This window comes from Bradyrhizobium sp. JR3.5 (genome assembly GCF_054057015.1).
In genome coordinates this window covers 5,073,925-5,095,714 of the sequence record NZ_JBSRYV010000002.1, presented here as the reverse complement: position 1 = coordinate 5,095,714, position 21,790 = coordinate 5,073,925, and the positions used below count along the sequence as shown (strand labels likewise).

The 21,790-nt window shown below is 57.8% G+C and carries 20 protein-coding genes and 3 pseudogenes; 12 read left to right on the top strand and 11 right to left on the bottom strand.

Features of this window, described 5'->3' with window-relative positions; all coding sequences use genetic code 11:
* The first annotated feature begins 39 nt into the window (after positions 1-39).
* The 4 genes and pseudogenes from ACVWW1_RS41435 (at position 40) to ACVWW1_RS41420 (ending at position 4,329) form a co-directional block, all read left to right on the top strand.
* On the top strand, positions 40-924 hold the full coding sequence (locus ACVWW1_RS41435) for a tyrosine-type recombinase/integrase (protein ID WP_456660797.1): 885 nt from the start codon (positions 40-42) through the stop codon (positions 922-924).
* 11 nt (positions 925-935) lie between these two features.
* Positions 936-2,142 (top strand): annotated as a pseudogene (locus ACVWW1_RS41430) (IS91 family transposase).
* 419 nt (positions 2,143-2,561) lie between these two features.
* On the top strand, positions 2,562-3,290 hold the full coding sequence (gene istA, locus ACVWW1_RS41425; protein ID WP_456659872.1) for an IS21 family transposase: 729 nt from the start codon (positions 2,562-2,564) through the stop codon (positions 3,288-3,290).
* Between the two features lie 46 nt (positions 3,291-3,336).
* Positions 3,337-4,329: a hypothetical protein gene (locus ACVWW1_RS41420; protein WP_456659871.1), complete on the top strand. Its 993-nt coding sequence runs from the start codon at positions 3,337-3,339 to the stop codon at positions 4,327-4,329.
* Positions 4,330-4,349: 20 nt separating this feature from the next.
* On the opposite strand, the gene ACVWW1_RS41415 is transcribed toward ACVWW1_RS41420, so the two are convergent.
* Together ACVWW1_RS41415 and ACVWW1_RS41410 are read right to left on the bottom strand one after the other, a co-directional pair.
* On the bottom strand, positions 4,350-5,243 hold the full coding sequence (locus ACVWW1_RS41415; RefSeq protein ID WP_456659870.1) for an antitoxin: 894 nt from the start codon (positions 5,241-5,243) through the stop codon (positions 4,350-4,352).
* A 1-nt stretch (position 5,244) separates the two neighbouring features.
* Positions 5,245-6,348 (bottom strand): type IV toxin-antitoxin system AbiEi family antitoxin, encoded by a 1,104-nt coding sequence (locus tag ACVWW1_RS41410; protein WP_456659869.1) that lies wholly within the window; start codon positions 6,346-6,348, stop codon positions 5,245-5,247.
* A 179-nt stretch (positions 6,349-6,527) separates the two neighbouring features.
* Here ACVWW1_RS41410 and ACVWW1_RS41405 point away from each other — a divergent pair, with 179 nt between their 5' ends.
* From ACVWW1_RS41405 to ACVWW1_RS41385, 5 genes are read left to right on the top strand one after another with little or no spacing between them, the layout of a single operon-like run.
* Entirely contained in the window at positions 6,528-6,995 is a 468-nt protein-coding gene (locus ACVWW1_RS41405; RefSeq protein ID WP_456659868.1) for a mobile mystery protein A, read from the top strand.
* Positions 6,996-7,037: 42 nt separating this feature from the next.
* On the top strand, positions 7,038-7,403 hold the full coding sequence (locus tag ACVWW1_RS41400) for an HNH endonuclease (protein ID WP_456659867.1): 366 nt from the start codon (positions 7,038-7,040) through the stop codon (positions 7,401-7,403).
* Positions 7,400-8,056 carry a hypothetical protein gene (locus ACVWW1_RS41395; RefSeq protein ID WP_456659866.1) on the top strand — a complete coding sequence of 219 codons (657 nt, stop codon included), beginning with the start codon at positions 7,400-7,402 and terminating at the stop codon, positions 8,054-8,056. Before ACVWW1_RS41400 ends, ACVWW1_RS41395 begins: the two co-directional genes overlap by 4 nt.
* Positions 8,057-8,079: 23 nt before the next feature.
* A complete protein-coding gene (locus ACVWW1_RS41390) occupies positions 8,080-9,060 on the top strand; it encodes a hypothetical protein (RefSeq protein WP_456659865.1) in 981 nt (326 codons plus the stop codon).
* Positions 9,057-9,680 (top strand): hypothetical protein, encoded by a 624-nt coding sequence (locus ACVWW1_RS41385; RefSeq protein ID WP_456659864.1) that lies wholly within the window; start codon positions 9,057-9,059, stop codon positions 9,678-9,680. The genes ACVWW1_RS41390 and ACVWW1_RS41385 overlap by 4 nt, the downstream gene beginning before the upstream one ends.
* A gap of 341 nt (positions 9,681-10,021) precedes the next feature.
* Here ACVWW1_RS41385 and ACVWW1_RS41380 read toward each other — a convergent pair.
* The 6 genes and pseudogenes from ACVWW1_RS41380 to ACVWW1_RS41355 form a co-directional block, all read right to left on the bottom strand.
* Positions 10,022-10,625, bottom strand: a pseudogene (locus ACVWW1_RS41380) (plasmid pRiA4b ORF-3 family protein).
* A pseudogene (gene tnpC, locus ACVWW1_RS41375) lies at positions 10,622-12,188 on the bottom strand (IS66 family transposase). The pseudogenes ACVWW1_RS41380 and tnpC overlap by 4 nt, the downstream one beginning before the upstream one ends.
* Before the next feature lie 51 nt (positions 12,189-12,239).
* Positions 12,240-12,593: an IS66 family insertion sequence element accessory protein TnpB gene (tnpB, locus tag ACVWW1_RS41370; RefSeq protein WP_456659863.1), complete on the bottom strand. Its 354-nt coding sequence runs from the start codon at positions 12,591-12,593 to the stop codon at positions 12,240-12,242.
* A complete protein-coding gene (gene tnpA, locus ACVWW1_RS41365) occupies positions 12,587-13,009 on the bottom strand; it encodes an IS66-like element accessory protein TnpA (RefSeq protein ID WP_456659862.1) in 423 nt (140 codons plus the stop codon). The genes tnpB and tnpA overlap by 7 nt, the downstream gene beginning before the upstream one ends.
* 567 nt (positions 13,010-13,576) lie before the next feature.
* Entirely contained in the window at positions 13,577-14,272 is a 696-nt protein-coding gene (locus tag ACVWW1_RS41360) for a hypothetical protein (RefSeq protein ID WP_456659861.1), read from the bottom strand.
* Positions 14,273-14,385: 113 nt separating this feature from the next.
* Positions 14,386-14,709, bottom strand: coding sequence for a Kazal-type serine protease inhibitor family protein (locus ACVWW1_RS41355; RefSeq protein WP_429032543.1), 324 nt, complete (start codon positions 14,707-14,709; stop codon positions 14,386-14,388).
* 746 nt (positions 14,710-15,455) lie between these two features.
* On the opposite strand from ACVWW1_RS41355, the gene ACVWW1_RS41350 reads away from it, so the two are divergent.
* Positions 15,456-15,725, top strand: a complete 270-nt coding sequence (locus tag ACVWW1_RS41350; protein ID WP_429034044.1) for a DUF3551 domain-containing protein — start codon at positions 15,456-15,458, stop codon at positions 15,723-15,725.
* Between the two features lie 265 nt (positions 15,726-15,990).
* On the opposite strand, the gene ACVWW1_RS41345 is transcribed toward ACVWW1_RS41350, so the two are convergent.
* Positions 15,991-17,019: an aminotransferase-like domain-containing protein gene (locus ACVWW1_RS41345; RefSeq protein WP_456659860.1), complete on the bottom strand. Its 1,029-nt coding sequence runs from the start codon at positions 17,017-17,019 to the stop codon at positions 15,991-15,993.
* Between the two features lie 997 nt (positions 17,020-18,016).
* Here ACVWW1_RS41345 and ACVWW1_RS41340 point away from each other — a divergent pair.
* Positions 18,017-18,550 (top strand): class I SAM-dependent methyltransferase, encoded by a 534-nt coding sequence (locus ACVWW1_RS41340; RefSeq protein WP_456659859.1) that lies wholly within the window; start codon positions 18,017-18,019, stop codon positions 18,548-18,550.
* On the top strand, positions 18,537-18,842 hold the full coding sequence (locus tag ACVWW1_RS41335; RefSeq protein ID WP_456659858.1) for a hypothetical protein: 306 nt from the start codon (positions 18,537-18,539) through the stop codon (positions 18,840-18,842). The genes ACVWW1_RS41340 and ACVWW1_RS41335 overlap by 14 nt, the downstream gene beginning before the upstream one ends.
* A gap of 461 nt (positions 18,843-19,303) precedes the next feature.
* Here the strand turns inward: ACVWW1_RS41335 and ACVWW1_RS41330 are convergent, their stop codons facing one another.
* Positions 19,304-20,419 carry an alpha/beta fold hydrolase gene (locus ACVWW1_RS41330; RefSeq protein WP_429034040.1) on the bottom strand — a complete coding sequence of 372 codons (1,116 nt, stop codon included), beginning with the start codon at positions 20,417-20,419 and terminating at the stop codon, positions 19,304-19,306.
* The gene (locus ACVWW1_RS41325; protein ID WP_456659857.1) at positions 20,420-21,688 is read right to left on the bottom strand and encodes an extracellular solute-binding protein; all 1,269 of its coding nucleotides are present in this window, start codon (positions 21,686-21,688) and stop codon (positions 20,420-20,422) included.
* Between the last annotated feature and the right edge of the window lie 102 nt (positions 21,689-21,790).

Sequence of the window (21,790 nt, the reverse complement as noted above, 5' to 3'; positions counted from 1 at the left end):
CTGCCCGCGCGCAGCGTCCCTCTTGTCAAGGAGTTCGCTATGACCTCGCTTCGGTTACGCATGATGGAAGACATGCAGGTCCGCAACCTGTCGCGACACACGCAGGATTCGTATTTGCTGCAAGTTTCGCAGTTCGCCCGGCATTTCGCTAAATCGCCGGCTTTGCTCGGCCCGGAGGATATCCACGCCTATCAGGTCTATTTGACGAACGAGAAGAAGCTGGCGCCACGCTCGGTGCAAGTGACCGTCGCAGCGCTTCGATTTCTCTACCGCGTCACGCTCGGCCTCGATTGGGATTTCGACCGGATCATTCCGTGCCCAAAGGCGCCAAAGACGCTGGCCGTCATTCTCAGCCCCGAGGAGGTGCTGCACTTCCTTGGCTGCATCGAGAGCTTCAAACACCAGGCGATCCTGACGACATGCTATGCCGCCGGCCTGCGTATTTCCGAGGCGACCCGGCTGAAGCCTGAGGCTATCGATCGCCAGCGCATGGTGCTGCGCATCGAGCAGGGCAAGGGACAGAAAGACCGCTACGTCATGCTGTCGGCCAGGTTGCTGGAGGTGCTGACGGACTATTGGCGCGCCGTGCGACCAACCGGGGCATGGATGTTTCCCGGCGCCGTTGCTGGAGAACCGATATCGACAAGCGCCGTGGATGCCACCTGCCGCCAGGCACATCGGATGTCGAAACTCTCCAAGCCGGTAACACCTCATTCCCTGCGGCACGCGTTTGCGGTGCACCTGCTCGAAGCTGGAACCGATCTCCGCACCATCCAACTCCTGCTCGGCCATCGCAGCCTGGCAACGACCGCTCAATATCTGCGGATCGCCACCAACAAGGTTTGCGCAGCGACGAGCCCGCTTGAACTGCTGCCGCGTCCGATCCCCAAGGCTTCCTCGCCACCAACGCCCGAACATTTCTGACGGCCGGCTTCATGGGCCGCTCAGGTCCGGAGGTCGCGGATATATTCCGTCGCTACGGTGCTGCCTGGCGAGAGCAGCACTGGGCCTCGCTATCGACCGAACGACGCGCAGCTTATGACTGCCATCGAGCGCTGCCGAACTTCAGCGCTCGGAGGCCATGTCGAACAGTGCGACCGCTGTGGTGAACGACGGATCGCTTACAACAGCTGCCGTTCCCGCAGTTGCCCCAAGTGCCAGTGGCTCGCCCGAGCGGAATGGATCGAGGCTCGGCGGGAGGAGCTTCTCGATACGCAGTATTTCCATGTCGTCTTCACCGTTCCCGACGAGATCGCCGCGATTGCCTTCCAGAATGCCAGCACGGTCTACAAGATCCTGTTCCACGCAGCCGCCGAGACGTTGCGTACCATCGCTGCCGATCGGCGACATCTCGGCGCGGAGATCGGGTTTTTCGCGGTGCTTCACACCTGGGGTCAGAATCTCAGCCATCATCCCCATCTCCACTGCGTCGTGCCCGGCGGCGGGCTGTCGCCGGACGGGAGTCGCTGGATCGCGTGCCGTCCCAGCTTCTTCCTACCAGTCGCCGTGCTCTCCCGACTGTTCCGGCGATTGTTTCTCGAAGGCCTGCAAAGGGCTTTCGAGGCCGGCGAGTTGCGATTCTTTTCGTCATTGGAACGGCTGCACGATCCCGTCGCATTCCGGCGCTATCTGGATCCCGCCCGCCAGATCAACTGGGTAGTCTATGCCAAGCCACCCTTCGCGGGCGCTGAACGGGTTCTGGAATATGTCGGACGCTACACACACCGGGTGGCAATCGCCAACAACCGGATCGTCGATATCGAGGATGGCAAGGTACGCTTCCGGTGGAAGGACTATCGCAATGAGAACCGGCAAAAGGTGATGACGCTCGACGCCGGGGAGTTCATCCGGCGTTTCCTCGTCCATGTCTTGCCCGAGGGATTTCAGCGCATCCGCTATTACGGCTTCCTGGGCAACCGCTACCGCAAGCAAAAGCTCGCCCGCTGCCGCGAACTGCTCGGAATGCAGCAGTCCGATGCTCCCGTGAAGCCGAAGGAAGGGCGCGATTATCGCGACAAGGTTGAGGAACTGACCGGCGTTTCCCTGCGGGAATGTCCCTCCTGCCGTCAAGGGCAGATGGTGTGCATTGAGGTGCTCGCGCCCGTTGCGTCACAAGACACACCTCGTCTGGACACTTCATGACTGTCGGGCTTTTCCAATCATTGATCATCGTTCTTTCCGTCTGCCAAGGCAGACAGCATGCATCCTATTGTCACGCCTCCGACATCGAGCCCTCCAGGCGCAGGCTTCGCCGGTCTTTCCGTCCGCGAGACCATATCTCGATTAGAATCTTTCGCCATGAAGACCGCATCCAGCATCTCCCGCAGCCTCAGCGACGGCACTGTCCGCTGGGATGCAGCATCCAATTTCCATAGCGGCACCGGCGCGCTAGGCGGCTTCGTCCAACACGTTTTTAGCTTACCGGCGCACTCACAGCGGCGCACTTTGGAGCTTCGGGCACCGCGCCGCCAATCTAAAAACGCTCTCTAATATGTTCACGATTACATACCAGCCGGTTCTGCGACCTCTACGTCGAATGGCGCCACGGGATCACGGCGACCATGCGGCAGACCCACGCGACCGGCGAAAAGCTGTTCGTGGACTTCGCCGGCGATACCGTGCCGGTGTTCGACGGGCTCACCGGGGAGGTCCGCGCCGCCAAGATCTTCGTCGCGGTCATGGGAGCGTCGAATTACACATTCGTCCAAGCTCGGTTCAGCGAGGCGTTGCCCGACTGGATCGGCGCCCATGTGGATGCGCTTACCTTCCTGGGCGGGGTGCCGAAGGCGCTCGTCTGCGACAATCTGAAGGCCGGGGTCACGACGGCGAGCCGCTACGAGCCGGGGGTCAACCGGACCTACCAAGATCTCGCGGCCCATTACGGCACCACCATCATGCCGGCGCGGCCGCGCAAGCCGCGCGACAAGGCCAAGGTCGAGGCGGCGGTTCTCATCGTTCAGCGATGGATTTTGGCGCGGCTGACCAACCAAGCCAAGTTCATGCACGGTGACTTGGGGCGATACTGGTACTCAATGTCTGCGAGCCTGAACCGCATCGCAGCGGACCAGGCCGCCCAGCTCGAAGAAGCTCTTGTCTTGATGACCATTGGCCAGGAGCTGACCAAGTACATCAACAGCATTGGGGATCGCGGCCATTTCGACGCTGTGCAAAGTCGCGCCGTCTGGTTCAGGCGATGTGCCGGACGAAGCTGGGGGCGTTCGCGCAGTCGTGCTTGGCGTTGCCCATTCTCACACAGGTCGCGAAGGATCGGACGCGCTAAAGGAGGCTAAAGACATCCTTATGCAGCGCGGCGCTACGCCGCGTGTATACCGAAACATGCTTGTGTTCCTCGCGGCGGAGGCCCGCCAGCTCGATAGCCTCAAAGAATCTGTTCGCGCCGCAATCGCATGGTCTCAGATCGTTAAGGACGCAACGCGCCTTAACCTTCCGCCAAGCGACAGCGCACTGGCGGCGGCGAAATCAACTGAGGCCAACGAAACCATGAAGACGCGCCTCGAGGAGGCGTGGTGCTATCTAATTTGCCCAATGCAGGAGACGGCGCAGTCCGAGGTCGAATGGACCTCGGGGAAAATTCCCGCTCAGGATGGAGTTCTGTCGCGGGCAAGCAAGAAGCTGGTCAGCGACGAAGCACTCATGCCGAAGCTGGGTCCGGCTCGACTCGATAGGGACCTTCGGAAATACATCTGGAGCGACAAGCCGCATCTCCTGCTAAAGGATCTCTGGGAGTATCTCAACCGGTACACATATCTGCCGCGTTTGAAGAACCAAGCTGTCTTGGTCAAGGCTGTACAAGCGTCAATTACGGGGATGCTGCCAGGCCCGTTCGCCTATGCGGAGCGATGGGATGAGGCGGATAAGGCGTACCGTGGCGTTGCTATCGACAAGTCCTCGAACGTCCCGGTCGTGATCGACAGTGAGAGCGTTATCATAGCGCCGGGAATCGCACTGGCTTACTTCTCCGCGCAAGCGCAGGTGATTCCGGTCGCGTCTCCACCTGCCAGGGGCGTTGGTTCGCCAATGCCCGCAGGCGGAGTAAGCGCTGGTTCAGGTAAGACCGAAACACCTGGAGCAGAGAATCTTCCAACGCGCTTTGTCGGAACCGTCATGATCTCTGCGGATAGGCCTGCGCGCGACATTCATCAGATCGTGGAAGCCATCGTCGAGCAGCTCACGACGCTTCCAGGCTGTGAGGTTGCTCTCAAGCTGGAAATTGATGCTGAGGCACCAGCGGGGCTCGACCGTGCGAAAGTTCGTACCCTTTTGGAGAACGCGACGACGCTTGGTTTTATAGACAAGATCGTGTCGTAACCGCGTGCTCTCCGACGAAGCTATAGGCCAACTGAGTTCAGCAGGCCCATGACGAGGCCTGCAACGTCTCTCTGCCTCAAAATCCGAGCGTCGCGTGACTCCGCGTCCTCGCCAAGTTCGAATTTTGCGACGGCAACGGGACCCGTTTTGAGGTGGCCCTCGGTTTTTTCGTCGTCCGCAAAATGACGTGCGAGAAGGCCAAGGACTTCTTTGACAACCGCACTGTGCTTCCCGCCTAATGCGGCACGGAAGTCATTTGCTGCTGCATCGACACCACCTTCATAGTGTTCTAGGCAGTAGAGCAAATCATGGGCGTCCTTACGCTCGTCTCGTTGGTCAACCGCGTAGGCCTTCAGGCAAGTGAAAGCGACCAGATCGGCGTATTGGAGAATTACTGTGGCAACACCATTGTCGCCGAGAAGATTGGCCGTGATCTCTGTTTTCTTGTGATGATCGAATACGATTGCGGAGTGGGGTATATTCAATGCCGAGACGTTGCCGTCAGTCGGCAATTCCATCACCTTGCCGCCCGATTTCTCAGGGTCGTCAGCAAGGAGCTCGACAATGATCTTCGTCCCGTTATCGGCTCTGGTTTCCCATCGCCATGAGACAGGCTTGCCCTTGCTGTTGGTTCCGCGCGTAAACCCCAGCTTTTTGAAATTGTCTTCCAGCGTGTGGTAGGCCTCGGTGTCTGCGAGCATACGCAGCTGAATGACAACATCGACATCGCCTGTTCCGGCATGGGCCGGAACGTCCGGCGGCTTTTTGGCTATCAAGTAACGCGGGGTGAGTCCTCCAATCAGGAAGATAGAGTCACGCCACGGGCCAAGGCCGCGTATCAGCGTTACCAGCACACGCTCGCAGTTTTCGGTGACCTCGTTCTCATACCCTTCGGCTGTTAACGGCTTTGGCATTTCAAATACCCAATACTTCCTTCCTCAAATGTTCGGCCATATCGCGAGCACGGCCGTCACCGCGTAGCAGGTCAAGATAGACCTGGACCGGGCTCGCCAGCCAAAGCGAACCCTTCAGCTCTTTGAACAGGAACTCGCCGCGTGACTTCGTTTCAATGATGTCGAGGTTTGCGCCTTCGGTAACAACACGGGCGTCAAGCCTCGCAATAATCTCATCGGACGCTTTACCTGGAGCCGTGCGGCAGGCAACGCGGGAAATACTGGATAGGAAGGGGGCGTAGTGCTGAGCGCCAGCTTCCTGCGTAAGCGCGTATTCGACTCTCGCAGATTCACAGAGATCGGCCAGCTGATCGGCCAATTTGCTGCTGTCCCGTCCGGGTACATAATATCTTCGCCGAGCCAAAGGCCGCCGCGACGCAAAGATTTGCGTGCGCCATTCGTCCAGTAGCCGGGATGCGTCGATAGGGCGGCGTTCCTTGGAGGGGCCATGGCCACGCGAAGAGACCCATTCCATCCGCTCTAGTCCCTTAAGGGTCTCGGATGCTGTGGCGGGAGAGACTTCCGCCAAGCGTGAAAGCTCAGTGACGCCCATCCAGTCGCGGTGCTTGACAAGCAACGCGTGTAGAACCTGTGACCGCTTGCCGGTGAAGAAGGATCGAATAGATTTTTCAACTGTTTTGGGAACGGGCCGCTCCACATAGAGATATGCGCCCTTGGCAGGGATGAAGAGGCTGCCTCCGGTGTCGAAAAAGCCGATGTTCTCGGCTTTGAGCAAGTCTCTTGCGCCTATTGAAATGGACTCGGCTGCCACCAGGGGAATGACATTGTCCGTCCGCCTGTACATGTCAGCATTCGGAGCGCGGCTGAGCTGCCAAAGAATTTCCCGGATGTCGCGGGGATAGACCGTCGTTTTCAATTCGATAAGGAGCGTCACATTCCTGTCTGCAACAGCGAGATCGATTGTCGCGTCCAGCCGGGAATTCGAACTGACGGGCGGATGCTGCACATTTAGGAAAGAGGCGTGAGCGTGGGGGAGCTCTTGAATCGCCTTTATTAGCGCATCAAGGGTGGCTTTTTCTCGTTCGTACCCGATTTGTGTTCGCATTCCAATTTTCGCTGGGCAGTGAATAAGATTATTATTATGCCGAATTTCCGACCAAAATGCAATATTCACTGCGCAGTGAAGAATGGCCTGGGCTGAGCTGGCATCACTTATATATTGACAAATTCTCCGAGTTTGTATAGTTATATGTATACATTTTACGGCGGATGTAAACATATAAGTTGACAACGGCAGCCAAACCAATCGTGCATCAGCAGTATCAAAGCATCGTGGAAGCCGCTGCGAGCCATGCGAGTCTGCAAACACCGTCTGAGGGTTGGATGCGGACAGTGCGCAAGGCTCTCGGCATGTCTGGTGCTCAGCTCGCAAAAAGGATGGGCGTCACGCGTGCCCGTGTTGCCCAAGCTGAACATGCCGAACTGAGCGGCGGATCATCCCTGAAATCCATGCAGGCAGCAGCCGAGGCCATGGGCTGCCGGTTCGTGTACGCCATCGTTCCCGAAAAGCGCATCGAGGATGTAATCATGGCCCAGGCTCGGAAAAAGGCCATGGCTCTCGTCGGCACGGCCAGCACACACATGGCCTTGGAAAGCCAGACTCCGCCAAAGGACAAGATCACTCAAGAGCTTGAGCGCCTCGCGCGCGAAATTGCGCAGGAGATGCCTCCAGACTTTTGGAGCGATAAATGACGGCAATTGAATATCCGGACGGGGTGGATGAGTAAGAGACAAATGAACACGCAGAAAACATGCAAAGGATGTGGAGCTGTTCTGGTCAAGGATAACGACTCCGAGGCTCATATAATTCCAAACGCCTTGGGCGGACGGCTCAAGCCGAAAGGCATCATTTGCAGGGACTGCAACACGAAGCTGGATAAGCTTACGGACAACGCGCTCATCAAAGCATTCGGCGATTGGCCAACGCTTCTTGATATTCCGCGCGACCGCGGCTCGAACCCGCCCAAGCTCATAGAGACCCGAAACGGTCGCAGGGTTCGGCTAGAAGCCGACGGCTCAATGACATCTGCTGAGGTTAAGTATGATATCGCGCCCGTTGCAGGTGGGCACAAGGTTCAAATCGCGGCTGGCGCAACATGAAGACCTTCCGCCAGCTGCTTAATCGGGCTGAAAAGCAGTTCCCGACCTTTGACCCAAAAGTTGCCGAACAACATGCGCGCGCGGTCGGCATTGAGGACGGCGATGAACTGAGAATGAGCTTGGATTTCAGCCCCGAAGCGGTTTTCGGCGGGATAGTGACTGCGTTCTGGCTCTATCTAGCGCATACGACCGGTCGTGGCTTTATGGAGTGGGACCGGCTGTTGGAGGTGGTGCAAGCCATGCAGACGCATGGCGGGACATTTCGATACCCTATCCAAGGATTTCCTGGGCTCAGGGGCCCAGACATACAATTGGGACACAAGATCGTTGTCCGATCCGTACCAGCAACCGGCAAACTGATCGCATTCATCGAAATTCTTGGAATGCTCAAGGTCGGAGGCGTCTTCGCCGATGCTGGCGGACCCTCCGTGCTAATAGAGCATATCTACGCCTATGACGTTCTCGGTCAGTTGGACAGGAGCAGTGAATTCTCAATCGACCCCGCCGAGTTTGAAGGGCAAGACTGGAAGTCGATTGGTCTCGGTGTTGCCGACGCAGAACAGTTGCGAGATCATTTTCGCGACGAGCTGGAGAAGGTCTTCGCTGAGCGTTATCGCCAAAGGTTTGCGGCTTCGTCCGCCGGGCAGGTTTGATTTGACGAAAGCGGGCTGCACGGATGGCTGAGAATTATCTATTCCGGATCATCCAATGCGACGTGCCGCAAGAGCGGCGGGCGGCGCTTGAAGCCTACCGCGCCAAGCGCCGCGAGTGGCTCGCGTGGCTGGACACCGACGAGCATCATGCGATCTGGACCACAATATCGGGGATGGTCTGGACGGACGTTTCGTTCAGAACACTGGCGCAGTTCGCTGCCGAGGACGAAACAAGCTGCCTCAGTAATACGCTCGTGGCCGAGCAGATCATTAGCGGACACGTCGCGACGCAGGTATTGGCGATCCGGAGACTCGTCGATAATCGGCGCGATGTTATATCGTTGCGGAGGCTGATTAAGGACATGCGCAGCAATTTCAGCCTTTTCACCCGGGAAAATTACGTCTGCCACGACGGACTCCCTTATGACTATGAAGCGGTCATGCAGAGGGAGATGGCCGCGAGAGTCGGAAAAGGCGCCTTTTGGGGCGCCACAACGGGTCCAGACGCGCATGGAACATCGCAAATGGCCCATGAGCAGTTCGATAAGCTTGCGGGAATCGACGTAACCAAACGCGGGCGCGAGGATCGTCTCCCGATCACACTGCTGAATACGATCGAAGGATGGCTCGATTCCAGCGGCGCGGACGGTCTAGCCGAATGGAGTCATGCCTATCTCGCCCACGCAGGCAGTCGAGAAAACAGAGAGCGCATCGCAGACGCGATGGTGACGACGAACAAGATCACCGACGCAATTAGGATACTCGCGCGTGTGACCGAGGCAATCTCGGCTTACATCCTGTTCGCGGGAGGCCGCTTGAACAGCCTGATGCCGACCGCGCAGTTCGATTTGCTTGAAAATCTGGACAAGCCAGCGATGCAGGCGGATCGCAAGGATGACGCCTACAGTTTTTGGGACAGACTGAGCACCGAGCGCGACGGTTATCTTGAAGGCGTGGACACAGGGTTGGCGCGCGCTGCGAAGGCAGACAAAGCGGCGTCATGAAATATCCCATCACTCGCTTCAAGAGCATGGAAATTGCGCTGAAAGAGATGGAGCCTTTCGTCAAGAACGGCACTCACCTGCAAACGGGAAAGCCGTTCAAGCAGCTGAGCGGAATGCGTTCGCGCGAGGTGCTGGCGAACTGGCTGCTCTGCGCCACCATCAACGCGGTCGATAAGCGAGAATTGATGTTTTCCAGCGATCCAATCGGGAGCGACGGCATCATTCAGGACGGCGCAACTGGCCAGACCTGGCCAACCGAACACGTGCTCGTGCCGAGACAAAGCGCGGCTGACGGGTTGGATGCGAAAGCGCTCATTTTGAATGCCATCGAACAAAAGCGGGGAAAGGGCGGCGCGGCCTATGCCTCCGGTAAGACGCTGGTCGTACTTCTCGACGCCGGTGCCGGAGAGTGGTTCCCGAACAAGGTAGCGCGAGAACTGCCCAGCCCGCTGCACTTCGCCGTTGGTGGTCGGTCCGGTCTTGGGATTGTGGGTCGCTCACAGATTTGCGGTAGCGCGCGACCGCCGGAAGGAGAACGTCGACCTCAAGGAGTTCACGAAAGATGCGCTGACCGCCGCTCAGGAAGCCTGCGTGACAGCGTGGATTACTTCGCTGGATGAGACTCGGCCAGAGAAGCTCATGGCTGCGAAAGGCAAGCTTCAAGAGCTGGGCATTGCTGCAACCGATCTTCGCCGGCGAACGAAGCAGGGTTGGATCACGGATAGCCAAGCATCCTCGCTGTCGAGAAAGACGCTTACGTCTCGAACGATGCCGGCTATGTTGCGGATCAGCCTTAAGCCACCGTCGAGCGTGGAATCGATCGCTTCGTCGGCGACCTTACACAGACGATCGGGGAGATCGGCGGCGCCGTCGTGACAACACAGGATGGTGGTTCAATGTCTTATACCTGCCGGTCTATGGTAAGCGTAGCTCTGCGGCCCTTTTGATTGGTGCTTGACGTCTATTTTGACCGCGTGACGCGACGCCGCGGCTTCCATTTGTCGGACAAAGCGATGACGGCGGCCTCGAGCGCCTTCCGGTCGACGACGTTGGGATCAAACCGCTCCGAGCCCCAGAGACGCATTTGTTCGTGCTCCGGATGGGCGGGGTCGCCGATGGCATCGAGATATTCGGCATAGCCTGGCGCACCGCCGACGTCCTCCGGAGGACAACGACCGGCGGCCTCGAGCAAGAATGGAAGACCGTCCGTCGACGTGTTGTCGAACCATTTTTCGAGCTTGATCACATGATCCCAGCTGTCGCCGAAGTCATAGAGATAATGGATCGTCTTGGCCCCCGTCTCTTGAACGATATCGCAGAGCCGCGCCTTGCGGGCATCGATTGGCTGGGGATCAAAATCACCATCGGGATCAGGGATGCCCCAACGTCCTTCGCCAGCCAGGAACTCGAAGAGATGGCTATTCGTCCAGCCAAATGCCGCCTGAAGCGTCAGATGCAGCCGATCAAGGCGCAGCGGTGAACGGCACGACAAGGCATCGCATCACCTCCGGTTTCACATCCTTGAGGGTCACCTTGATCCGGACGGCGGTCGTGTTGAGGCTCACGCCGCCAGCCTCGGATCGTGTGCATGCATCGTGTAGGTCGACGCCCATGGAAGCAGTTCGTCCAGTCGCGCCGCAGGCCAGCCATTAACGAGCTTCGCGAGGACGTCGGAGAGCCAGTGCTCGGCGCTGACGCTATTGAGCTTACAGGTCTCGATTAACGAAGCTAGTACTGCCCAACTCTCGGCGCCCTCGTCGCAACCGGCAAAAAGGGAGTTCTTGGCGTTGAGCTTGATCGGCCGCATCGCGCGCTCGACCGCATTCGTGTCCATCTCGATGCGCCCGTCATCAAGGTAAAGCGTCAGGCCGTCCCAATGACGCAGCGCATAACGCAAAGCCTTCGCCGTGTCGCTCTTCTGCGCAAGGTGATCAAGCGTTGCCTCAAACCACTGCTTCAAGGCTGCGGCCAGAGGCTCGGGCATGCGCCTGCCTGCCGGCACTGCGCTCGGCAGCAGATCGGCCGCGGAGTGCTTTCTCGACCGCGTAGAGCTGGGCGATGCGCTCGAGAGCCTCGCGGGCAACCGGAGCTGGCGCCGGCGAAGCCTCGCGCTCGATCTTCACAAACTGGCGCCGTAGATGCGACCAGCAAAAGGCGAGCGTGCCGGACAGCGCGTCCGCACGCGTCGTCCGGGTCATGGTCTTGTAGGCCTCATAGCCGTCGCAGTGGATGATGCCGCGATAGCCTTCGAGCAGTCTCAAGCCATGAACGGCGCCGCGGCCCGGTGCATAGGCATAGACCACCCCAGGCGGATCAGGCCCGGCCCACGGCCTGTCATCGCGCGAGAGCGCCCAGAAGTAGCCGGTTTTGGTCCTGCCGCGCCCCGGATCCAGCACCGGCGCCGGGGTCTCATCGACACAGAGCTTCGGGGACTCGAGCAGCAGCTCGCGCAGACGATGCTACAAGGGCTTCAATTCCTGGGCGGCATAGCCGACCCAGAAGGCGAGCGTGGAACGGTCAATAGCGATACCGTGGGTCGCCAGCATCTGCGCCTGGCGGTAAAGCGGCAAATGCCAATGATACTTGGCATCGATCACATGCGCGACGAGCCGCTCGGTCGGCAGTCCACCCTTGATCAATCGCTCGGGCGCGGCGTGCTGGAGGACGACGCCATGACAGGCGCGGCACGCCAGTTTGGGCCGGCGGGTCACTATCACACGATATTGTGCCGGTACCACGTCCAGCCTCTGGCTCTCATCGCTCCCAATTTCAAAAAGAACGCCTTCGCAGTACGGGCAGCAGGTTTCAGCCGGCAGCAGGGTTTCGACAATGCGTGGCAAATGCTCCGGCAGCTTGCCACGATTGGCCCTGCGCTCGGCAGTTCTCCTCTCGCATGTTTTGGGATCGGCGCGCTCCTCCGCTGCTTCGAGAGCCGCAACGGCCTCATCGATATCCTCCAGAACAAGCTGTAGCTGATCAGCGTCAAGCTTTTCCGACGATCGACCGAACTGCGCATCTTTCGCAAGCTTGAGCAACCGCTCGAGCCTGGCACAGCGATCCAGCAGAGCCGCGGCAAAGACACGCAGCTCGGCTGGATCGCTCGGCAGCTCATCAGGCAAATCACTCATTGGCCCGAGTCTGCCATGCTTCGCGCCCCGATGCAGCGAAGATTTTATTTCCTACGCAAGTGCTTTCGGCTGCGGGATTCGAGGCGCGTGCATGCGTGTCCAATCCATGCCGGCCAAAAGCGCGGACAGCTGCGCGGCGTTCATCCGCATAACGCCGGCCGCAATGGGAGGCCATTTGAAGCCGCTGCCATCGAGCCGCTTCCAGTACATCACAAGGCCGCTGCCATCCCAGACGACAATCTTCACCCGATCGGCGCGTTTTGCACGGAAGACCACCGCCACGCCCTTCATTGGGTCATGGCCCAGCGTCTCCTTCGCCAAGAGCGCCAAGCCTTCCGCACCCTTTCTGAAGTCCACAGGTTGGGTCGCAACGTAAATCATGAGGCTCGCGGGTGTCGTCAGCATGAACGTGTCCGTCGGAGCGCCAAAAACACATCACTCAACACAGCAAGGCCGGGCGTTCCGCGCACCTCCACCCGTGCACCCAGGAACTCGACCGTAACAGCGGCTGCTTCCGGCGATCCGGAGGGCTCCGCAGCCGCCGGTAGCGACGCTTCCGAGACCAAAGGCACGAATGATATTGTGTCCGCCGAAGCCGGCAGCACCAATTGACCTAAACGCGCCCGGCGCCGCCAGTCATGCACCTGCTGTGGCCGGCAGCCATGGCGGCGTGCGATATCTGTTACAACCGCGCCTGGCTCGAGGCTTTCCGCGACAATCTGTGCCTTCAAATCATCCGGCCAGTGCTTTCGACCTACGCCAGCATACACTTCGATACGCGGCGACAACGGTCGTCTTATGTCGTCCGAATGGTCGTCCATTGTGAGCACCCTTGCCGAAGATGACTCTTCTAACGGTGCTGCCAGGACTGCGCACAAACAATCTGAAGGGCCTCGGCGCTACGCTTACGGTCTATGTGAGCCCCGCTTTCGTCGAGTGTGGTCATCGCCTTGCTGATCGTAATCGCGCCCTATTTCATGGCTGCGAAGGCTTTCATGCGTGTATCCGGCCAATCGCTCCGAGGCGCACAAGCCTGGAATCCCACCCGCATCACAGCCGGACCCGACAATCGCGGCAGCGCTCGGCGCTTTTCTATTGCGCCGCTGGGCACGTGGGGCCCGTCTTTGGCGCGATATTCGTAGCTCCATCTTCCTCTGCGGCACAGCGGGTGGGATACTCTTTGACCACCCCGTTCTTGGTTCCGCAATGTATGACCTGCGGGCAAGTGGTCTTTTCCTGAGCGATCCTGATACGCGACAATCTATCGGTGCGCTGATCAGCAGACGCAAAGCCAACGCTAAACATGCTTACGGCGAAGACCAAAGCCATCGTAGGATGAATGAACATCGCTCTTTCTCCTTCAACAACGCACATCAGAATGGACGCGCCTACCACGGGAATGGCCAAGGCAAGGGCCAACTTCCGTTTCGCGCGGCAGGTGCAGCAAGCGCCTTTTTCTTGGAAGCCGGTTCGCCGACAATGGATGGCGCTGTTTGAGGCGTGATCAAATAAGAGAAGCCGAGATCCAGCGCTTTCTGCAAGTCGGAAGATGCAATCTCGTAGGCGTTCACGCTGCCCGTGATCGATCCGCACAGCTGTATGTGCATCAACCCGTCAGCGGCCTTCTTTTGACTGACAATTGCAATTCCGGCGCGCGTGAGCTCTTTGGCCATCTCGTCAAGCTTGATCCCAGTGCCTTCGGCACAAAGGATGGTTCCGTCATATTTGTAGACAACAGCAGTCTTTGATTCGAATATCCATAGTCCGAACTTCGCTGGACCGACAAATCCGCGCCGGATCTTTTCCCAATCGGCTTCGCTGATCACGTAGGTGTTGGCCTGCCCGGTCGGAGCCCCGCACATTTGGATGATCTTGAACGGCAACTGCTTCTTTTCTTGGCCAATAACGTGAGCTCCAAGACTTTCCAGCACGGCCTTGTCTTGATCGAGAGTACGGGCCTCGCCTTCGTTGCATTGCAAACTGCCATCGGGGCGATAGACACGAAGATCGGCGGCAACGGCACAGTTAGCCGCTCCAAAAACTAGAAGTGCACTACATGCTCCAATTATCTTTGCTGAAATCATCTTGCCCTCATCCGCGAAAAATATCTGATAACGATCGTGGCTACGTGAGCCACGCAAGCCTACTGAGCGTTATTAAGGGCGGCCGCGCGTCGTTGACGAGACGCGGATCCGCATTAACAGCTTCCGTCGTTCTTCTTACCGACGTGCTTCTTCTGCCGCTCGCAATCATTGTTGTAAGTTTTTCCGTCACAACCGCACACTGGGATCACCGATTTCGCACGCGATTGTGGGCACAACTGACCGACCTTGACGCATACGCCCGATGCATCAGCGAAGCCACATTGGCCAGGCGTTGGATCGCACCAAAGTCCCCGATCACACTTGATCCCACCGAAGCCACCGCACGCTTCACCCACTTTTGCAGCTTGCGAGGAAGCCGGGGCACCAAAAGCCACCGCAAGGAACAACATGAAGGAAAGTACGCTCTTGAGGGACATTTGTGACGCTCCGTGCAATGAACAGAAAACACTTCGCCCACCCACCTATAAGTGGGGAGCGCTCATCAATTCGGCAGCTAGGCGCGAGAAGATCAGAACAGCGTTTGCCTGAAGGCAAATGACGTCGAAGAAGGAAACGGGCATTTCTCAAAAGATGGTAGAACCATACAATAACTACCTAGAGTTTGTCATGTCCATTTTTGAACTTTCTCGCGAAGTTCGCCAACCCGCAGCTCGGCTGCCGATTTTGGCGGGGCGACATTTGCGACAGCGCAATCCTGTCTCTCTCAAGAATAGACCAAGCTCTCATTTAAACTCTGTGGGAGCAGAACGCCCTCACGCAGGCTCAGGATCAGCGGAGCGGTCACGACCGCGGTATACCTGCGCCGCGGATTGCAAAAGTCGCGGCAAAATGCGCCATCTCATTGTCCGCAGATGGAATAATGCATAGTCCCTGCGTCAGCGGCTACAATTAACCCGTCAACGGTGCGAGCACTTGATCCTCTCTCTTATGCCGTCCAACAAATGATGTTGTTGCCGGCTTCGCGTCACTGATTGCGGCTCCGTGCTCTGCTCGAGCCTGCTTGTTTCTGCCTTCAGTCGAAGAGAACGCGCCCCCTAAGAGATCTGCAGCCTGCAGACCGCGGCCGGACATTCCGACTTGACCAAGGTGTGAATGTACAATTCGGACCGTTTGGGCTTCAATAAAAGTTATAGGGAATAAGATTACGGATATGGAGGCGTCCATGCGCTACCTTCAGTTCATAATTGCGATCGCAGTTTCCGTCCTGGCCGGCTTTGGATCGCATTCGACCGCCGATGCCCGAGATCGTGCGGAATACGTGCTTCCCGCCATACAAGACATCTATTGTCTGCAAGGGCGTGCCTGGGGATATCCTGGCACTTGCCAGTTCTCGACCTATGGCCAGTGCATGGCCACAGCATCCGGTACAGGTGGCTATTGCCGTCTCAATCCAGTTTACGCCTTCGAGCAACACCGATGGCAACCGCGCTAATGAACCAAGGTCGCTGATAGCCGACGAATTGAGGACCAGGCTCAGTTCGGGTTCGCCCGGCGGCGAGACCGCAAACCGGGCCGTTTCGTTTGTCCGGGATGAGCATGACATGGGCTTTTCGTTCTACCAGCAGGCATTTCTGGATGATCGCCCTCACCCGTGTTGATTAGCCTTGAGCGGCTCGAGGCAGAGCATATCCTGCTGCGACTTCGCAATATCGAAACGCTCGATCGGCACTCGAGCCGGTCTCCGATTTCCGAGCGAGTTACTCCTGCACAAGGGGGCAGAGCGCAGTCAGCGCTTCTCCAAGGCTGGTACGAGTTTCGGGGCTACCTATGACGATACGAATGGCCTTGGGGGACGTCTCTTCATCGAGCGCGAACATGCTTCCGGATCGAACCAGTACTCCAGTCTCGGCTGCCGCTGCGACGAAGCTCCGCTGCGTCCATCTGCGCGGAAGAGTCAGCCACATATGTAGTGACTCCGGCTTGGCCAGATAGGTTGCATGAATGAGCAACTTCGCAGCCATTTCCTGCCGCGCTACCGCTTCACTGCGTACGGCGAGCAGCACTTTCGCAGCGGTGCCATCGGCAATCCAGCTTTGAGCGACCAACGCAGACAGGGGTGTGACATGCCACGTGGAGGTCGTCTGAAAACGATCAAACGCGCTTGTGGCTGCCTCACGGGACGGCATCAAGAGATAGGCAATCTTCAAACCAGGGCCAATGCACTTGGCAAGGCCTGCGGCGTACCAAGTGATGTCCGGCGCTAACGCGCTGATCGGAGGCGGCGCTTCCGGTGGGAGCAGCCCGTAAACATCGTCTTCAATAATCACGACGCCATATCGCCTTGCGACATCCACGAGCGCGAGCCGCCGAGCATGCGACATCGTGATAGTCGTCGGGTTATGAAGCGTCGGCGTAAGAAATAACGCTTTGGGATTGAGCTTTCTGCACGCATCCTCGAACGCCTCCGGCACCGCTCCGTCGTCATCCATCGCGATGCCCTTGACGGAAATGTTTAGGAAGCCGGCAATCCGCCGCACTCCGTAATAGCTCAAGCATTCTGTCAGCAGCACATTGCCGCTACCGACCACGTTCACCAGTGTGATGAGGAGGCCACTCTGAGTTCCGTTCGTGACGATGATCCGGTCAATCGACGGCGCAACCCCGAGGCGCTTGGCAAGCCAAACCGCTCCCGCTTGACGATCAGATTCCGTGCCGCGAAAGCGGTGATACCTCAACAGTGTGGCGACATCGCTTCGTTCAGATATCTCAAGCAGCGTTCTCGACAACTCCGCCCCCATCCAGTCTGGTGTCGGCGGCGTGGTTCTTATAAGGCTGATTGGCTCCCTATGTTGACGATTCATCTTTGGCGATTCCAATTGAGGTAAACAGTGCAATGAGACAACGCTATGCTTGCCAGTTCAGGACTATCCACGTTCTGGACTCGCCTGTTTGACTGCCTTCGCAATAGCCTTCAGAAACGAGTTGGACTGATCAAAATGAACCGCAGGACTGCGCTCGCTGAAGAGGCGTACCAAGCGACTCGCGAAGACCAATATGGTCAAAGAGGTCTTCATATTCCCTGACCGAAGCGACCGAAGCGACCCGCGGCCTCTGACGGTCGCCAGCCACGCTGCCTACCAACTCCAGGATCCAAACTCGCCTCCTCGCGCTCAAGAACCCCGCGGCCGCAAAATGCGAGAGATATCAAACTTTGTCACGCGCCGCCCGCTCCCAAGGACGCGCGACGCGCTGTAAGACAGCATTAATCCACCAAGATGGTTCAATTGACAGGTCTCTGGCCGCGCGCTGAGCGTTCTTTTGGACATTCCCTGACACGCCTGATCGGAACTCCTGACGCAGTAGATGAAGCAATTCGCATCCCAATCAACTACCGACGTGGGTAGTCGATCTAGATAAGACGTATGTGAACCATTGAGACGACCAGAGAGGCTGTGGCTCTGCGCTGCGGCATTTGGTTGCGGACGAGTCTTCCATCAACGTAACTCTGCTGTCGCGTGATGAACTTGTAACAGAACCGGGACGTTCTTCATGTGTAGCCCCCGAGGAGCGCAAACAACCGCTCCGCAAAGCGCTGCCCGGCCATCCGACTTCGACAAGCGGCGGATTTGTTGCGGCAAGCCGCCCCGGAGACGGCCGGATCGGCCTCGCAGGTCCAAGTACCGTTGCTGTTCTAAACGGTGCCTAGGAGACCATCGCAGGAGCTGCGGCGCATCCATCCAAGCGGGCTCTTCTCGTTCCGCAACAAGCGACCGGAGGTGAGAGATGCGCAGTCAACCGGCGGACACGCACTCTTCCTACACTGGGCTTGCTGATGCGTATGATAGCTATCGGCCTCATTATCCGGATGAAATAGTCGGCTTCGTTGCGGAGCGCGCGAGGCCTGCGGGACTTTGCGCTCTCTCTGTGCTCGATATCGGCAGTGGCACAGGAATCTTTACAAGACAACTGGCGAGGCTGTTGCCTCGTTATGCTAACGTTATAGCCCTCGAACCGAACGCCGATATGCGTCAGAAAGCCGTCTCCAGATCTGCGGGCATCGAGAATATCAAGCACGTGCCAGGCAGCGCGGAACGGCTTCCAGCCGAGGCCGGAACGATTTCACTGGTGACAGCAGCGAGCGCCGCAACGTGGTTTGATCGACCCAAGTTCTATGCGGAGGCAAACCGGGTCCTGGGTCCATCAGGGCTTATCGCGGTGCTCATGATCCGAAGGGATTTGGATAGAAGCGAGATGCTTCGAGACTACGAGCGTTACCACGAGACGTACATTCCTGGTGTTCGTGATGGGTGGCTTTGAGGGCAGCGACGGACACTATGCACCTGCCAATTTCGTGCATGAGCTGAAATCATCATCTCTGTTTCGCAAGGTCCGCCATTTCGCACTCTATTGGAACGACCTGTTAACATGGGAGCAGTTCGAGGGCCTGAGTTTGTCCCGTAGCGACACTAAGAAGATTGTCGAGATAAGCGGCCTGGAAGATACGATGAGATGGCACCGCTTGCTCTTTGAGCGATATGCTGCAACGGATGGAACGGTCGAGTTTCCGTGGTCAGCAGAGGTGACGATCGCCCTACCCGTCGCTCAATGATATCTCAGCCCGACGCTCTTTGTGCATACCAGCAAGCCCCAGTAATCGGAAAACTGCAGCGGACGCTTGGAGCCGCGCTTTACCGATGCCGCCTGCCGCCGCTTTGTTGCTCAATCACCGGCGACAGCGCTGCCGCCAAGATTGGCACCAAACATGAGCACTTCCTTTCGACTTTCGTTTGGCTCGATCGGCAATAGTCCGTCATTCTGAATGCGTAGCAAACGCCTTGGTTCGATCATTGCCGCAAACGAATCAAGTCAAACGAAATGGCGTGGCAACGTTGAAGAGAGCGGCTTACGGCAGTCCGCGTCAACCACATGAGAGTCCGCCGAAAGCAAAGCGCACTCGGGCGCTCGGTGGCTTGGATCAACAGCAGCAACGCTGCATCCAGCATTGCGGGATTGCTCTCCCGCCGCTGCCGCTCGATATTCATTGCGGGAATTGAACGGGCTCCCTTCGAGCTACGGCTCACACTGGTCTCTGCACGAGCAGCTTTTCAGTTCAGACTCGACAACGAGCGCTTCGGTATGAAGTGCAAGGATTGCCTGCGCGGCGGCGCGGGCTCCCTTCGCGCCAACGAAGAAGAAATGTCCTCCAACTGCCTCTCGCGACAACCGCTGCGGCAACGACTCGACGACCGCCCGGACCTTATCTAGAGCGTTGGGGGCGAATGAGGCGGCGCGAGCCGCGATCACGTTGGCATTGAAGAACGACCAGTTGGCCTGATCCGTTAACAGGTGGTGCCTATCACTCGATGCAGTCGGAATGATGGCTGCGCATAGCGGAGCACCTTGAAATTCCATGGCCAGAACATCCTTCGCCGCATCTGACAGGGAATGTTGCATCCGCTCATTGCGCCAGCGGTGAGCTTCACCGTGCAGGTTCAACGGTGAGTTACCAACGAACTCTTTGAAGTATACCTCAGACGGAATGATTGATCTCCCCTCCAGGCAATCCTGTTCCGATAGAGAAGCCAGCCAGGATCGATTGACTGACGTAAGGGCGTCCGTCCCGGATGGGCCGAGGAAGGATCGAAAGCCATGCCTCGATAGTGGTGTTTCGTCGAGATTCACGGGTGAGAGACCTGGAAGCGGCGGCGTTGCCGCCAGGCTTACGAATGCCTCCACGGTAATGCCTCTGGTCGAGGCCGTGGCAGCCAGACGCGAAATAAATCTACCGGCCATACTCCAGCCGACGACCAGGACACGCGGCCTCAGCTTCCATGCTTGTAGCTTCGCCTCCACCAGATCGATCAGGACTTCCGACCAGGTTGTGATGTCCAGTCCGGGAACAGGAGAGTTGAACAGAGGGTGTTCGATCGGAGGCGATGGCACAACCAAATTGTACCCCATCAGAGTTAGCCAGTAGGCGAGAAAATCCCTGGGGTCACCGTCAGGATAACCATACGAAATCCGCCCCAAATGACCACCGCCGGTCAAAAAGAGTACCAAGGCGGACTCTTTTTTCCCAGGACGGCTCCATTCGATATACGGGATGGCGCAAGCCATCCCATATCTCTCGTCCGGATAAAGGCCTGCACCAACCATCGTTTCCATTCGCTTGCTAAGCTTGAACACTCATTTGACGCCGAGCAGCTTTCGAGCTTGGGACGCCATTGCCTGGAGCCCCGCTTCGGGCGGCTTCTGAAGCGTGATGACAGAGCGCATAGCGTCCACGATGACCCTGGTCACTTTTGCCGCGTTCTCTCCTGGAAAAGCGTACCAACCCTGAAGAATGGGTAGCTGATCGAGGCTGGCCTTATAGTTTGCATTCTTAGCAAAGTGATCGGAGAGCTCTTTTGAATCGCGGGTAGCGAAGTCGTTCGCCGGCAGCCATCCGGATTTAAGTGCTACAATTTTCTGTCCGGCTGGCCCGCTCGCAAACTTCATGAACTCCCACGCGAGTTTCTGTTGCTCGGGTTTGGTCGCAAACATCATTGCGATCGATCCGGCCGCGGGAAGTGTCCCGTTCGGTGCCATCAGCGGAAACCTGCCGACAGCCAGCTTGAATTTGCTCTTGCTGTCCTCTTCAAAACGCAGCTGATTTGAATTGGAGTCGAAAATGATGCCGACCTTCCCGGCGGCAAACAGAGAGCGAGCCTGGTCTTTCGACATGTCAACTGAAGCTTGTCCCGATTCTCCGATTCCCTTGATGATCTCCAACGCCTTCAGGCCTTCCGGGCCATCGAAAGATATCTTGCTTTCATCAGAGTTCATCATCGCCGCATTTTGACTAAAAAGCAGAGCGTCCCAGAAAAAATCCTCACTATCGTACTGAAAAATAAGTCCTACATTCCCCTCGCCCAGCTTTGTGATACTCGAGCCAAGTCTGATGATCTCGTCCCAGGTCGTCGGGAGGTGAGAAGGATCAGCGCCAGTTTTGGCGAGGAGGTCGAGATTGTAGAAGACGACAGGCTCAGCGACGCCGAAGCCTAGTGCATAGGTATCACCCTTGGACGCTCCGATTTTTGCAACAGCTGGTGACAGCGCCTTGCGGCTGTCACTCGTGTCGGCATTCAGGAAACGGTTGAGCGGAACGGCAAGGTTTCGATCCGTGTAGATCCGCAGACGATTGGCGCCCTGGAACGACACGTCCGGCAACGAACCTGTGAGCGAAGCGCGCAGAGTTGCCTGAACGAGGTCATCGTAGCCTCTGTTCGAATTATCCAGTTCGACGTTGACGCCGGGATGTTCCTTCTCGAAGGTTCTCGCGAGTTCGACCCACATGGCGTTAAGGTCGGAGGAGGCTGCGGTTACCCTTAACGTTCTGCCGTCCTCTGCGTTCGCCGGACTCGTTATGGCTCCAACAAGTGCTGTAGCGACGGAGGCGACGACAATCATTTTCATAGAGGGCCACATCTGCCGTTCTCCATTTTGGGGAATATTCTGTATTCCTCGCCGCAGCGGATTCTGAGGGCGCGCTACGCTTTGCGGCGGTGTTCGCCGACT